Here is a 16,261-nt window from a genome sequence, read left to right as displayed (position 1 = left end):
AAGGTTGGATACTAGGGCCAACCCCAAAGACGTTAATGAGTAGCTAATTCTCCACTTTGTTGACCACTCCCATTGGTAAATGAAACTCCCAAATTTTGCAAAGATTGTTTTGCTTATTTTAAATAAGATTCTGCATGCTCTTGCCACTGGATAATCACTTTAATATACGTTTTATATAAACCTTTCAATATAATGAAGGAATATGAAAAGATATAGCGAAAAAGAAACACGGGTGCAATTACCAATATCTTGTTAAATGAGGGCCAGCTTTGATAAAAAAATCGATATTACAAATCCAATATTTGCAAAAGAAGTATTAAACGTTCAAATTCCAGCTTATAAGGTTGAGGCAGAAATAATTGATTATTATGATATACCACCCTTAAGAGATACTGTTGAAACATTGCAGCAATCTCAAGAAACATTTTTTAACCTTTGAACTGGCTTATTTTAATTATAAAGGACCATCTATTATACTATTTCCACGATCGGAATCACACAAAGGAAAAATATTTTTTTGTCGGATATTGACGGTATGTGAAAAGTATTTATAATATTAATAGAAGTGAATATTTATAAAATTTCTGCTCAATATTTTAATGTGAGGTTTTATTTGGAATTATGAAATAATTACCTCGTTATTAAGGTTATGACTGAGTTTTCTCATTCTCACTATTTTATTTTTATACAATTAAAGGGGGATATTTTGTGAAACCTAATAACAATCTCACAAAAAAAATTATCGTTGCACTAATTCTTGGTTTAATAGTTGGTTTTGCGTTTAACCTGCTTGCACCCGAACTATTTGGCACTTTAGATAGTTATGTGCTCTATCCATTAGGAAAGCTTTTCTTAAATCTAATCAAAATGCTAGTTGTTCCATTAGTTTTCATCACTATTACTTTAGGAGTAGCTGGGTTAGGTGATCCAAAGAAGCTTGGTAGAATTGGCCTTAAAACAATAGGTTATTTCTTAGCCACTACAACTATTGCGATTGTCATTTCTGTGTCTATTGCATATATTATGCAACCAGGTCTTAGCGGAAGCTTTGATACAGAGAATGTAGAATATGAGGCAAATGAAGCACCTCCTGTTGTTGATACATTGCTAAATATTATTCCTACCAATCCAATTGAATCAATGTCGACAGGAAACATGCTACAAATCATCGCGTTTGCCGTCTTTATCGGTTTTGCACTTGCCGTATTAGGTGAAAAAACAAGTGGTATTCACAAACTTATCGAACAATGTAATGATATTTTAATGTACCTTGTAAATGTTATTATGAAATTAGCGCCTTATGGTGCCTTTGCTCTAATTGCTTCTACGATAGGGAAGCAGGGGTGGGAAGCATTTGAAGTAATGGGAATGTACTTCATTGCAGTAATGATCGCTCTTATTATCCATACAGTAGTAACATATGGAGCGTCTGTATCAGTACTAGGTAAAATGAATCCGCTTGCTTTTTTCAAAGGATTTGCACCTGCTATGTCTGTTGCATTCAGTACATCAAGTAGTAGTGCAACACTACCCGTTTCAATGGAAACTGCACAAAAGAATTTAAAAGTACCAGTGACCATAAGTAGTTTTGTTCAACCACTTGGTGCAACCATTAATATGGATGGTACTGCGATTATGCAAGGTGTCGCTGCTGTATTCATCGCACAGGTATATGGTATTGATTTAACATTTGGTGCAATTTTAACGATTATTCTAACAGCTGTACTTGCAAGTATCGGAACGGCAGGAGTGCCAGGGGTAGGCTTGATTATGCTTGCTATGGTTTTAAATTCTGTTGGATTACCGGTTGAGGGTATTGCACTAATCATTGGAGTTGACAGACTACTAGACATGACTAGAACAGCTGTTAACATAACTGGAGATGCAGCTTGTGCTGTTATTGTTGCTGAATCAGAAAAGAAATATATTAAAAACGAAAAAGAACAAAACCTATCAATGTAATTTTCTAAAAAAATCTTAGAAATTGAAATAGACCCAAATAAGAAGCACAATAAAAGTGCCTACTATTTGGGTTTTTCATGCCTTATGAATGAATCATTAACAGGAAATAAAACAATCTGTCATGAATTGATGTACTTATTTTGCAAACGAATACTCAACAATCGCCCCAGGCACATTTAGACCAAGCCTCTGTAAATGCTTGCGAATCCCGCTTCGTTCCCAGGTTTGAAGAATCGGTTCAGCCAACATTTTTTTTGGATAAAAAATCCCGATGTTCGTAAGTTCTTCAAAGGTTAATCCTTGACGAACATGCTTTTCAATAATTTGATCACGCTTATCGATAATAGTTAGATATTTTTCCAGCGCCTGTTGAAATTCCTTTTTCGAGAAAATTCCTTTTTGATGTCCAGTTATGAAAGTGTCTGCATCTAGGGTCAGTAAGCGTTTAGCCGACATTATGAAATCGTCGATATCCCCATCAGTACCGTTATACCATGGACCAAACGATGTCATGTCATAATCACCGACATAGACAATGCCAAAATCTGGGAAATATGGGCATGAGAGACCTTTTGTGTGCCCTGGTGTATGTAGGAAATGGACCTTTACACCGCTAAAGTTATATTCCACCTCGTACTCATAAGTACCCGAAATGTCTCCCAAGCTTTCGATCCATTCTTTTGGAAGATTTTCTCGCCACATCTCAACACCTTTAGAACCCCACTCCTGAAAGATTCCATTTTCATTCGCCACGCCCTCGAACGTCAGCGCTGTTTTAAATTCGATTGGATTAATCCATTTCGTAGCATTCTCAAACAGATAATTGTGCTGCGTATGATCAGGGTGATAGTGAGTATTAATGATTAAGTCAATCCCGTATTGCTGATCAATGTCAAGCAATGCCTTAGGATCAGCACCTGAATCAATTAACACTTTATCCGAACAATCAATGAACAGACTTCGTGAATAAGGTACTTTACTGTGGTTTGGACCCTCTACTATTATAATAGGACCAATGCGATTCATTGTGATCACCTCATTTTTAATAATTTTGTTGAAGGGAGACAGTATCAAAGTTTTTAAACTTGATAATTGAATGAGTATTCATTCATTATATCATACTGTAAGCAAGGAAAAAACCATCACGCTTCACTTACTTAACACTCGCTATCATTTATCCGGGACAATAATTCAAAGGACTCACGATTTGACCACTGATAGTAATAGTAAAAATGGAATGAAAGCTAAATAATCTAAATGCCGCATAGTTGGAAAATGTTGGTTCAATTGTCAACGAAAAGTTGAAATGGACATATAGAATTTTAAATATATTCATTTGATATTATATTTGACGTCACTTTTCAATACTATCTTTTTAATTATCAACTATGTAAAATAAAGTGAGTACATAATAAAAGGGTAATATCCGTAATGAAAGGAGTAACGAAATTGAAGATAAGTGTTTTAGGGGGAGGCAATGAGGTCGGCGCTTCGTGTTTGCACATTGATTTAGCAGACACAAATATAGTAATTGATGCCGGGATGCGGATGCATGCAGATGATCCGATGCCATCACTAGGTATGCTTGAACATTTGGGTGACCCAGATGTAATCCTTGTAACTCATGCACATGCCGACCATATAGGAGCTCTTCCAGTTATTCATACTCTCTATCCAAAGGTACCAGTATATACAACGCCACCAACTGCAGATTTGATGAAAATTATGATGAAAGATTCATATAAAATTTTAGAACAGCGAGGCCTTCAAACCAATAGCTTGTTACCTTATACGGAGGAGCAAGTCAATCATTTACTAGAATCACTTCTTTTCATTCCTGCAAATGGTGTTTTACGAATTGGTAATGTATCAATTACTAGTTTCCGAGCGGGACATATTTTAGGAGCTGTTATGTTTCTTATTGAGGGTGAAGGTGAAAAAATCTTTGTCACTGGTGACTTAAGCTTCCAAGCTGGCCGAACCATTCCTGGAGCTCAAGTTCCCCATGATATTAATCCTGATGTGGTCATAATGGAATCGACATATGGGAATCGCACACACACGGATCGGAATACGGAGGAAAGACGCCTCGCAAATGATGTTGCAGATATCATTTCAGAGGGCGGTTTTGCTCTTATTCCAGCATTCGCTTTGGGACGAGCACAAGAAGTTTTACTTGTGCTGCAAGATTATATGGATAAAGGTTTAATACCTGAGTTTCCTATTTATGTTGACGGGCTTGTTACACCTATTAGCCGAATCTATAAAAATTATCCTCATTATCTGAAGGGTCCTGTTGCATATCGGATAAAAAATAATGGCGACGCTTTTTTAACAGAGGGAAGATGTCATGCAGTATCCCCTAAAGAACGGGAGGCAATCCTAAAGGGGAAGCCCGGTTGTATTGTTGCTTCATCAGGGATGTTAATTGGAGGAGCGAGTTCTTGGTATGCTGAAAGACTTATTTCAAATGAAAAGAATGCCATTTTTATTACGGGTTATCAAGATGAGGAAAGTCCAGGGCGGAAACTTTTAAATGTAGCTAACGGAATCGATCACCACCTTGAATTAAATGGGGTAAGCTACCCAGTAAAATGCCAAATTGGGAAATACGGTCTTTCAGCACATGCTGATGCAAGTGAAATGAACCGCTTTATTCAGTCGTTAAATCCAACCTATACATTGCTCGTTCATGGAGATGATGAAGCGAGAAGCAGACTTGCAGACCAACTTGACTCAAGATACAATCCAATCCTAGTAGAGAACGGCGAATCCTATCCTTTTGAGAAACGCAAATCAGGGATAGGGATCAAAGGAAAAAGATATCAAGTGAACCGTTCTAATGTACATTTGCAAGAAAAGGTTGGAAGTTTATTACTATACCAAAATGAGAATGAGAAACAATTGAAACTCGTTATCTGTACTGGAGTTCACCATAAATCGCATACGCTATTTTGTCAAACACTAAAAGGGAAACAAGTAAAGTTACACATAGCACAAGTTATCGAAACAATTGGTCAATGGAATCGTTCGATTGAGGAACTAAAAGAAGCAGCCGATCAAGTTTTTACTTTTATCCGCCCTTATCTTGAGTCGTTACATTGGGATGAATTGCCTAATCGAATTCTTTCATTACAGGAAATTTTTCATCAATTACAGGTAGAATCAATAAAAGAGCAATTGGCTGTTGCCATCGCCTTACAAAGCTTACCAACTCAGAATCACTATAAAGACGATAATAGAAATGGCTTTTATACGATGGATGCAGATGTGAAGAAGTCTTTGGGAAAATTATCCTTACCAATACAAGGGCTTCAAGTAAACCCTACTTATGCAATGGATGTCGTTCGCAACCATTTGTCAAACCATCCACGCTTTATCCGTTGTGGAGTCGATCAACTTGGAACCGAACATGAAACGTTAACAATCTATTTTGATTTTCCGGATGCTGTACCCGAACATGAGAGGGAAGATATTATTAGTTTTGTTAAAAAGGAAACTGGTTGGACTACCAGCTTTTCCGATTCCATCCGCCAAGATTTGTTACACAGCAGAGTCAAGACGTTGTTAGGTAATTCAATCGGTTCGCCGTCAATTCACCTAAATGAAAAAAAGGTTGTTGTTTCACTAGTAAAACCAAAGAATTCCAATTCGGTCATCGATGAGTTTTATAAGGAAACAGGATTTCATTTGGTTTTTAAAGAGGATGATACAGGAACATCGCAAACTGGCAACATGGAGCAGCTTTTCCACACTAAAACTCTAACGAAACGGCTTGAAAATAATCAGGCAATTGAAGAAGCAAAAAGGTGGGCCGCTGACAGAGGAATCACTATTTATAAGACTAGTATTAAACAGCAAAACGGTGAACCGATCATGGAGGTTCATTTCATCACCCAAGAAATAGCAAAGAATCATGGAACTGATCTAGAAGAGCTCTCATATCGTATCGGTATGCCTGTTACCTTCGCGAAAAATCCTAAGCAAAACGAAATTATCCGGATTACAATGGAGTTCATTCCTACTAGTTGGGATATTATAAAAAACCCTTCAATCCATATAGATAAATCAAGTGTTGTCATTAAGGTAGCTTCAATGCCCAAAGAGTCTGAACTCAGAGAAATTAGCAGGAAAATTGAGGTAATGACGGGGTATAAGCTAACGGTTGGTGTATAAGGGAAAACTGTATATAATAATAAGAGACCCCCTTGTTAATCCATTTTCAAATAGGTTTAACAAGGGGAGTTGTTCTAATCCAAAAATTTAAATAAAATTCAAAACGATCTTTTAAATTTTCAGCAACCATTGTAATGAAGGGGTCATGATTTCCGTAAACATGTGACTGAACTAAAGCTTCGTAATAGTGCAAACGCTGCTCTTTTTTTATCACAATTGGCAAGTAGCCATCTTTCATTAAGTCTAGATTTAATAGCAGCCGTGCTGTCCGTCTTGGTTGGGGGTATCATGATAACTTATGTGATATCTATTATTCTATAGAGTGGGTAGAAGAGGAAATAGAAGATTAGAAAAAAATGTTAAGAAACAAATAAAATAAAAGATATTTAAAGTAGAATCAGAAATAGAAGGGTTGTGTAGACAGTAGTTAGAGTTAAATCTTACTGTCTTTTCTTTTGTTTAAAAAAGTAGAATCGGTGCTATTATCCTTTTCAACTAAATAAAAACTCCATTAACTTCATGTAATTTCCTACTGCATTTCCATTCCAATCTAGTACAATATAAGTAGTAGAATTTTGTACGAATGTAGGAGTGTGTGTAGATTGGATGAAATTAAACGAATTCTAGCAACTTTCCAGAAAAAAACGATAGGGTTATCAGAACTTGAAGGAATCATGAAGCCCTTTTTTCATACGTACGAAGAGTTTTCGCAACTAGTTTTACTGTTTGAAGAAGCAGGGATTTTAGTAATGGTGAAATCAAAAGGACGGACAACGAGGACGCCAGCTTTAGCTTTTCAATATCGGATTCAAAAGAGCCTATTAGTCAGTGACTACCATAAAGAATTACAGCATTATCGAGGCGTATTACACCCCTCTATTAACCTTGATGAATATTATCAAAAAGATCCGTCCGTTTGGAAACAGGACCTCACCTTTATCAACAAAATACATCAATATCTACAACAAAATGCCTTTCCAATTGAACAAGTGCCTGCACCCGAACGGAGCTATGAATTGGTAGGGGATGAGAAATGGATTGTTGAAAAAGGTGGAAAAGAAATGCTAGAGAGGATTGGGCTTTTTGGCTTGCTTCAAATTATTCCTGTTTCAGAGCCACTCATGTTTGCGATTAATCCCCAAAAACTAAATGATAAAACGCAGTTTCACTTAATAGTCGAAAATAAAACGACCTATCAAGGCTTACTTCCAGCATTAGTGGAAACAGCATTTTCAACACTGATCTATGGTAGTGGAAAAGCGGTCATAAAAAGTATTGAACAATTTTCGATGCAATATCCCATAGCAGCTAATCATCTTTTTTTCTATTTTGGCGACGTCGATAGAGAAGGAATATCGATTTGGCATTCTTTAACGAAACGGCAATTGGCAATCTTGGCACTCCCGTTCTACCAAGCCTGTTTACAAAAAGAAGCTGCAACAGGGAAGGAATATCAACTAGAACGAAGAGAAGCGCAAGATGAATTTCTGAGGTTTTTTACAAACGAGGAACAAAATCATATCAGTTCGATCTTAGATAATGGAAAATATTATCCTCAAGAGATACTAAAAACAAAGGAATTGCAACAGATTTGGAGGGAGTCTAATTGGACAAACTTGATTTGCAAGAGCTAATAAGCGGGTACCGTGAACGAATGAGAAGGCTTGCCCTTTTTGACCCTTTATTTGAACTTGATCGTAAACGAGAACAAGATCAAGACAATAATCCAATCGATATGAAAGGCCTTGGGATACTAACACTGTTATTCTTTTTTGAACAAAAGTTAATGCGGCACTATAAAACAGGAATTAAGCAGCTTTCTGCCTTTTTACAAGAGCTAACCGAATCTAAGTACCATTTGGATGAGGAAGCTTATCAAAAAATTGCTCGGTCGATTGTACAAACCTTCCGTCCTACAACCGGGAAAAAGCGAAACTACTTATTTTTTAACTGGGAAGAAAACCGTGAAGAAATGATTGAGTACTCGATCCTTAAAGCAAATGATTTCGATGTGAAAACAAATACGCAATTTTACACATTGGATGAGGATGGACTTGAATTAGTATTTGCTACAAAAGAGTTTTATAGTGAGTTTCAATTATCAATTAATCAATTGATGCTCCGAAAACAATTGGATAAAGGAGAATTCAAGGGAGCGCTTAGGCAAATCAATGAAATGCGTATTGATGTGGAAAGCTTAGAGGAACGAATGATTAAGTTAAAGCATGAAATTCAGCGAAGCATTGTATCGGAAGAAACCTTTGACCGCTATAAGCAACTTCTTGAGGATATCTATGGGCGGCTAACTCGTGAAGACGAGGAATTCAAAGAACTACGTCATTTTGTAAAAGAAACAAGAGAACGGTTGTACTCAAAGGATGTTCACCAAAAAGAAAAGAAAACATATGAGCTAGTCCTAAAAATCAATAGAGAACTTGAAGCTGTCCACTACGAGCATTCACGTTTACTAGAGCAAACTCTATCTTTAAAAAATACGACTCTTGTAACAGCACAAGAATCACTCTATTACACCGGGATCCAATCCTTTAACTTTGACCAGGATATAGTTTCGAGAATTGCATCTTCTCCACTTCCACTGGAGGCACTAAAGGGAGTTTTACAGCCGTTTTTAAAAGTTGAAGAAAATGAACGTTGGTCACCACTAACAATTTTAGCTGAACAAAATATTAGCGATGAACGTGAAGAAAAAGTAGAGCAAAGCTTAATAGAGGTCGATAACGAAGAGGATGATCATCCATACCGAAAATGGTTAACAGCCAAATACAAGGAAGTCATGGAGCAGTATTTACTAGCTTCAGAGAAGGATAAAGTAGGCACACTTTCACAATTCATCGATTACCTAGAGAAAAATGGTCAAGCCTCTTTGTATGAACAACGTTATTTCTATGATTTTTGGTTGATTCTTCATCAGCGTTCTCCAATTATTAAAGGCGAAGTCGATGAAAATGAAGGAAAGACATTACTTGGTGACGCATTAAGCCTGCTTGGAGATCGGACCCTTACGATTCAAGAAGGAAAAGGGATTATAAAACGATTTGAACGTTTTTCTATCCAAGAGATGAACATCATGTTGGAAGGAGAAGAATATGAACTATCCTGAACAAAAAGTCATTAAGGCTTTTCAATTATATACGAAACTTGCGAGGGAAGGTGCAGCGGATTTAGAGGCTGTTAAGCAATATAAAGCAGACGATGATATTCGTGGCCTACTTGATACATTCAGTCGAGAAGTTGACTGTGTCATTATCCTTACAAGTGAGCAGATGTTTTTGATCCCTAGAACAAAGCTATCTCCTTTTCATGTTAGTAATGATTGGATGAAGAAAAACTACCTCCGTACTGGTGCAACAAATGGTGATATTTATCTATTATACTTCTCTACCATTATTCTTTTTGGTAGTTTTTATGATACGTATCAAAGTCAGGAACCAACAAGACAATTTTTGCGATTAGACGAGTGGGTTCATTCTATCCAAGAACGAATCGATCAATTAAAGACCCATGACGAGGACGAATTAAAAGAACTTGAAAAAGAGTTCTCTTATAATTGGCGATTGATTATTGAAAAATGGGAAGACATGGATGGTATTAAAGAGACTGCGAAAAAACAAAGTGGTAATACGATTAGTCGCTTAAGTTTTATTGATACAGTAAAAAGATTTCTAGTGGACCAAGAGCTAGTCCAAGAGATTGGGAATGACGAGATTACATTAACGGAAAAAGCGAAAACGATCGTTCAGCGATTTTTTATGGAAGTTGAGTATAACAAAGGAATTTTTGAATTTATATTTGGCTTTGAAAGGACTGAAGAACATGCCGTCGATTAGTAAAATTCGGTTAACCAACGTAGTCTATGAAGAAGGAAATAAACGCTATAATGATGAACTGTTTTTATTTGATGGCCATAATGGGGCGATTTTACTAGAAAATGGTGGCGGAAAAACAGTTCTTATTCAAACCGCATTACAAGCGATTTTACCACATGTCGATTTAGCTGATCGTAAAATTAAAAACACGCTGTTACTTGAGAATGCCCCTGCCCACATTGCGATTGAATGGATTACAAACGACCAACCACGCCGGTATGTTGTCACAGCGGTATCCTTATTTATGACGAAGCATGGCTTGGATTCTTTTCGATATGTCTATGAATATGGTGCAAATGATCCTAATGGAATCGAAGGCATTCCTTTTGTTCGTGACGGAAAGGAACGGAAACGAACTGCCGAACGTGGTGAAATACAAGATTACTATAGTAATATGCGTGAAAAATCCTTTCTTGCACGAACCTTTAATACGATCAAAGAGTATAAATCGTTTATCGAAGAGCAATATCATATTATCTCAAGCGAATGGGATAATGTTGTCAAGATTAATAGTTCTGAAGGTGGAGTAGAAGCTTTTTTTGATGATTGTAAAAGTACGAATCAATTATTTGATCGCCTGCTAATTCCGACTGTTGAAAGCTCAATCGTTGGGCATGATCAGAATATATTTGCTGAAATGTTTGAAAAACAGCATACAAGCTTTAAAAATTATAAAAAGTTAAAAGAAACGATTGAAGAAAACAAACATATCCAGCTCAAACTAGAAGATTACGTAAACACATATGCGAAGTTACACAATAAAGAGCTAGAATATGTAAAGACAAAACAGAAGGCTAAAGGTGCATGGATTGAAACGTTAGAACAAAAGCGAAAATTTTCAACCGAACATTCCGAGGCAATAACCAAACAAAAAGACTGGGACCATAACAATCATTTGTTTGCTGTAAAATCGGCTTCCTATGACATATTGGTTGAAGAATCGGCATTTAAATCCTTTGAAAATGAATATAAGCTTGCATTAGCTAAGCAGGTTGAAAAGGAAGAAGAGCTACTTCAACATCGCAGTGATTTTTATTCATTAAAACTAGCAGAGCTTAAATTGGAACGCAAAGAACAAGAAGATCACTTGAAGCATTTTGAAGTTGAGATTGCGAGACTTGATCAAACAGACGAGCTCACGGACTATCAAGAGGCACTAGAAGAAGCGAAACGCTCATTACTTGGTTTCTATATGGAAGAGATTGAAAAGTTTGATCGTGAAAAACAAGACCTTACTTATCAACTTAATCCGATTCTGTCACAAATCGAACAGACTACATCGAAAAATGAGGAGCTCACGCAAAAAGAAAGAAACTTACAACGTGCTCTCTCAGAAATAAAGGGTCGAATTGATTCACGATTAAAGGATATAAAAAGGCTCGAACAACAGTTGCTAGCCAATCCAAATCAAGAAAATGTAATAGAAGAAATGAATAAGTGGAATGAACGTTTTCAATTTCTTGACGATGAAATTATTCGTTTACAACAAGCAGAAAAACAGCTCGTAATCGTTGAATTGGAAGCTGAAGCGAGAAAAGAAGAGTTGCAAAAAGAACTTTCAACGTTCGAAAGTACTAAAAAGAACGTTTCATACCAACTTTCAGAAATTGAAAAAGATCAGTTAAACCTAATCAACAGGCTAGCTAGTCTAAGACCTCAATGGGCAAGTGTTGAGAGTGTCTATTTACAACAAGAATCAATAGAAACAAGATTAATACAGCAAGTTGAAAAACTAACAAAAGAACGCACTGCTCTTTTATACCGTGAGCGGATGGCCTATCGTTTTGTAGATGACCATGGTGATCAAGAAGTCTTCTTTGGAGATCCGTTTCTAGAACAACAACTAGCATCTTGGAAAAATCAGTTTGACTATTTGGTAACAGGAGTAGAATATTGGCAGTCAATGGATGAAGATGAGAAAGAAAAGAAAAAATCTTACCCCTTATGGCCATTAACTCTCGTAACAACCAATAAAGCGAAGCAGCAAGTGCTTGATAAGCTTAGATCCGTATCTGACAGATTGCAATTCCCACTTACAGTTATTACAACGGAAGAAGCAACCCTTACAGATCAAGAGAATGTTCATCAAAAGTGGATTGCTCCTAGTCATTGGGCTGAAAACATCGATTCAAAATCGTTTGCACAATGGAAAAAGCAAATCGGAAATCATGCTAAGGAAACAACTACCTTGCGTGAACAATTGGAGAATGAAATAAAATCATGGGAAGATGTTTTAAAAGAATTTACACAATTTCTTGATAAGCACCCCTATGAAAACGTCTCTGTGCTAAAAGAAGAACTTTCTAGGTTGTCTTCACAAATCGATGAGATACTTACAAATATCCAAATAGAAAAACGTTTTATTGAAGAGCAACGATCAAAACAAGCTATTAATAAAGCGAGTTCAGTTAACCACCGAGATGAAAAGCAGGGACTTGAATCTAAAATCGAAAAAGGAATGCAGTTTCTCCACTATGTAAAAGAAGTTGAAGATGATAGAAAAAAAGAGAATAGTTCGAATGAAACCCTCCAATCTGTATTGAAAGAGGTTACTCGAGTCCAGCAACAATTATTAGCCACAAAAGCTGAAAAAGACCATCTGGGTGATCGAATTCAAACTCTTGAACTTAAATTACAGTTGATTAAAGAAGATGAAGAGTATAAAAGACTACAATCATTCACACCTGTTTATTCAGGTGAAAGTAAAACGAATATCAAAGCGAAAATTCATGATTTAGAACTGAAAATTCGTCAAATCAACGTAACACATGGTGAGTGGATTGCCAAACGTGATGGTGCCCTTAAAACGATCGAACGCTTAGCTAAGCAAATGAATGATCTTCTTGATGAGCATAGCTATATTGATGAATCACAGATTTTTCCTGGTGACGGTAAACAACTATTGAAATTATTATGGGATAAAATTGCTTCCTTAAAAAGTGAAGCTGACGCCTTAGTAGCTGATGTTCAACAGAGTTCGTCACGGAAAGATATACAAAAGGGTAAGTGGGAAACAAAACTAGAACGATTTGAAAAGGATTTTCCAAACCAAGAAATCCTTTCATTTACTGAAAGCTTGGATGAAATTGCAGAAATATTACATTCTGAAAAGAAAGGTCTCACTGAAAGAAAGTCATATATTGATCAAGAACTCTTCAGAATTAAAAAAGAACTAGAAGCAATTGAAGACGGCGAGCGTTGGTTAGACCGTTTTGTGGAAGGACATCATTTTAATTCGCTGGATGTGAATGTACAATCATTAACTTCAGAAGAAATTCTTGATTACACCTATAATCGAAAGAAGTTTGTAAAGTCAATCACAGACGAGCTTACTAGAAATAAAGAGGTAGTAGAGACCGAGAAAAAAGAGGTAGGACGTGCAAAAAATGCCTTTAGAGATTTTTGTTTAAATCACATTTCAGATATTAAATTACAACAGATGGCGATTAGTGGTGTGGAAAATAAACAAAATTATCAAGATATCACTGATTTTAAGAAAAACATGCTGAATCGAATTGAGAAAATATCTAATTACGCGAATGAACATATTCGGGAGAGTGATAAGGATTTACAGTTATTCATCAACCAAATTCACACCCATTTACTCACTATTGTCGAAGAGTTAAAACAGATTCCAAAGAAAACGAGAGTAAAAGTAGAGGATGATTGGAAACAAATCTTTACAATCAGCATTCCAGAATGGGAAGAAGAAACCGGAAAAACGAGAATACGAGATTACATTGAGTGGATCCTTCAACAACTAGAATCAGATCGTTATCTAAACGAACAAGGAGTTCAAGACGAAGGGAAGGTACAAAAAGAAATCGAGATGTGGCTCCAATCTAAACAGCTCCTACAAATGGTCATGAACAACGAAGTCATGAAAGTAAGCTGCCGGAAAGTAACCAATGACAACAAAGTGACAACACGCTCTTACTCATGGGAGCAAAGTAACGTTTGGTCTGGAGGAGAAAAGTGGAGTAAAAACATGACACTTTTCTTAGGAATCCTAAATTATGTCGCTGAGAAAAAACAACATATACAACCAAACATGAAGCGCCACCGAGCAGTCATACTCGATAATCCTTTCGGTAAGGCATCAAGTGATCATGTATTAAGTCCAGTATTCTTCGTCGCAGAACAACTAGGTTTTCAAATCATTGCCCTGACGGCACATGCTGAAGGAAAGTTTCTACAAGACTACTTCCCAGTCATCTATAGCTGCCGCCTAAGAGCATCAACCGACACAAACAAAAAAGTCATGACAAAAGAAAAATGGCTCCACCATGCCTACTTCCAAGACCACGATCCGAAAACGATTGATAGGTTGGGCGAGATGGAGCAAATGGTGTTGTTTGAGTAGACATAATGTAATATAGCATGATAAATGAGACTGATCCGAAAAGGTCAGTTCTCTTTTTTAAAATGGATGAGATTGAGAAGATTTGAACTTAAACTAACGACGCAGTTAGTTTAAGTATCGTGTGTAAATGTGGGGGAAATATTATCAATTACAGGTATCAAGAGAGTAATTAATGGTAGATTTCAACACACATACTAAAACACATCATGATTCATCACTAAAATCCCCAACCAAAAGGTATGGGGATTTATTAAAAGTTAAGAAAGTATAAAAGTTTGTACCTAGTTATAGTGTCTAGCTCCGGGCGCCACCCGGCTCTATGGTATAAACCAATCCGTCTGGAAGGTCAAAGAACAACCTTCCAGACGGCTCGACTTATGCTTGACTTGCACAGGATGTGCTGATGTCGATGTTCGCCACAGGACGTGGCGGGTTTTAATCGACGCGCCGATAGGCGGGCGCCCTACGCATTTCTTATTATATTTTCCCATTATCTTTGCTTAACTTATTTTTGTTGCATTTCCAACACAAATATGTACTAAGGAGTTAATTATGCAAGAAATTCTTCGTGAAATTGGAATGATTGCAAGGGCGTTAGATTCGATTAGTAATATCGAATTTAAAGAATATGACCTTACAAAAGGACAGTATTTGTACCTTGTTCGAATATGTGAAAACCCAGGAATCATACAGGAAAAGTTAGCTGAGATGATAAAAGTAGATCGAACAACAGTAGCTCGTGCTATCCAAAAACTTGAAATTAGTTGCTTTCTTGAAAAGAAAGAAGACAAGCATAACAAAAAAATTAAAAAACTCTTCCCAACAGAGAAAGGGAAAATTATTTATCCTTTAATAAAAAGAGAAAATGATTATTCCAATATGGTTGCATTAGAGGGATTTTCAGATAAGGAAGTAGAAACCATTTACAATCTTCTTGAAAGAGTTAGAAAAAATATAGAAAAAGACTGGGAGTTTATTAAAAAGGGAAACAAGAGAAATTATTGATAAAACAAAGGAGCAAACATATCTATGACTATAAATATAAAGCAGTGTACACTTGAAGATTTGCGCAAGCTTCAAGAAATTAGTTATAGAAATAGCCCGTAAAACCATGCGGGCTTGCCCCGTGGATGTAAGGGCTTCGCTCAAGGGTAGTCTTCGGACTGCCCTATTTGAGTGACTTTCTTTCAAAATATGTATTGAGAACATATATTCCTATATGGTAAAATTCACATATAGAGTTTTAATTTTAAGATTTCAAGGTGAAAAATGAGCGAATACAATAGATTAAATCATTGTAAATTCCTTATCCTATCCAATACCATATTATATGGTGTCCAAAGTTAAGATTTTAAGTGTTAAATGGGAACGTAGAATCAGAGTTGAAACAAATCCTTCGGATTATTAGCACTCAATATGAATTTGAAATTAAAGAAATAGAAATAATGCCTGACCATATTCATTTATTTATATCAACCAAGCCAACAATTGCACCTACGGACGTAGTCCGTATCCTTAAAAGTATTTCTGCTAGAGAATTATTTAAGAAGTTCCCTAAATTAAAAGAATTCTACAACAGGTCAGGTTCTTTATGGAGTAAGGGATATTTCGCTAGTACAGTAGGCAAGGTAAGTGAAGAAACTGTAAAAAGGTACATACAGGAACAAAAAACTCGAAGTTAACCTCTTAGAAAGGATGGGGATTCTCTTGAAAAAACCAAACAAAGAAATTAAAAAACGCCAAAAGAATGAACCATCCGACTTTACTAAATCATTAAAGAAAATCCGCGAACATCATACCCCTTTACATACAATAGAAGTGGAAATCGAAGCAACTAAACTTCAGTCATGGAAATTACTTCGCATCAGTGAGC

The 16,261-nt window shown here is 36.3% G+C and carries 10 protein-coding genes; 9 read left to right on the top strand and 1 reads right to left on the bottom strand.

Annotation, left to right across the window (positions count from 1 at the left end; genetic code table 11):
• Nucleotides 1–256 precede the first annotated feature (256 nt).
• The gene (locus PY093_RS01985; protein ID WP_275644195.1) at nucleotides 257–439 is read left to right on the top strand and encodes a hypothetical protein; all 183 of its coding nucleotides are present in this window, start codon (nucleotides 257–259) and stop codon (nucleotides 437–439) included.
• 269 nt (nucleotides 440–708) lie between these two features.
• On the top strand, nucleotides 709–1,962 hold the full coding sequence (locus PY093_RS01980) for a dicarboxylate/amino acid:cation symporter (RefSeq protein ID WP_275644194.1): 1,254 nt from the start codon (nucleotides 709–711) through the stop codon (nucleotides 1,960–1,962).
• A gap of 135 nt (nucleotides 1,963–2,097) precedes the next feature.
• Here the strand turns inward: PY093_RS01980 and PY093_RS01975 are convergent, their stop codons facing one another.
• Nucleotides 2,098–2,988 carry an MBL fold metallo-hydrolase gene (locus tag PY093_RS01975; RefSeq protein WP_275644193.1) on the bottom strand — a complete coding sequence of 297 codons (891 nt, stop codon included), beginning with the start codon at nucleotides 2,986–2,988 and terminating at the stop codon, nucleotides 2,098–2,100.
• A gap of 423 nt (nucleotides 2,989–3,411) precedes the next feature.
• On the opposite strand from PY093_RS01975, the gene PY093_RS01970 reads away from it, so the two are divergent.
• The 7 genes from PY093_RS01970 to tnpA all read left to right on the top strand — a co-directional run bounded on the left by PY093_RS01970 (nucleotide 3,412) and on the right by tnpA (nucleotide 16,070).
• Nucleotides 3,412–6,138, top strand: coding sequence for an MBL fold metallo-hydrolase (locus tag PY093_RS01970; protein ID WP_275644192.1), 2,727 nt, complete (start codon nucleotides 3,412–3,414; stop codon nucleotides 6,136–6,138).
• Between the two features lie 602 nt (nucleotides 6,139–6,740).
• Entirely contained in the window at nucleotides 6,741–7,772 is a 1,032-nt protein-coding gene (locus PY093_RS01965; RefSeq protein WP_275644191.1) for a Wadjet anti-phage system protein JetD domain-containing protein, read from the top strand.
• Entirely contained in the window at nucleotides 7,745–9,259 is a 1,515-nt protein-coding gene (locus tag PY093_RS01960) for a replicative DNA helicase (RefSeq protein WP_275644190.1), read from the top strand. The genes PY093_RS01965 and PY093_RS01960 overlap by 28 nt, the downstream gene beginning before the upstream one ends.
• A complete protein-coding gene (locus PY093_RS01955) occupies nucleotides 9,246–9,986 on the top strand; it encodes a DUF6063 family protein (RefSeq protein ID WP_275644189.1) in 741 nt (246 codons plus the stop codon). The genes PY093_RS01960 and PY093_RS01955 overlap by 14 nt, the downstream gene beginning before the upstream one ends.
• A complete protein-coding gene (locus PY093_RS01950; protein WP_275644188.1) occupies nucleotides 9,973–14,388 on the top strand; it encodes a coiled-coil domain-containing protein in 4,416 nt (1,471 codons plus the stop codon). The genes PY093_RS01955 and PY093_RS01950 overlap by 14 nt, the downstream gene beginning before the upstream one ends.
• Nucleotides 14,389–14,940: 552 nt before the next feature.
• Nucleotides 14,941–15,393, top strand: a complete 453-nt coding sequence (locus PY093_RS01945; RefSeq protein WP_275644187.1) for a MarR family winged helix-turn-helix transcriptional regulator — start codon at nucleotides 14,941–14,943, stop codon at nucleotides 15,391–15,393.
• A gap of 350 nt (nucleotides 15,394–15,743) precedes the next feature.
• Complete coding sequence (gene tnpA, locus PY093_RS01940; protein WP_275644186.1) at nucleotides 15,744–16,070, top strand: IS200/IS605 family transposase; 327 nt, start codon at nucleotides 15,744–15,746, stop codon at nucleotides 16,068–16,070.
• Nucleotides 16,071–16,261: the final 191 nt, after the last annotated feature.

The organism is Cytobacillus sp. S13-E01 (assembly GCF_029193815.1).
Classification (GTDB): Bacteria; Bacillota; Bacilli; order Bacillales; family Bacillaceae_L; genus Bacillus_BV.
Note: the sequence above shows the minus strand (reverse complement) of the source record. Positions and strands in the feature narration are given on the sequence as shown.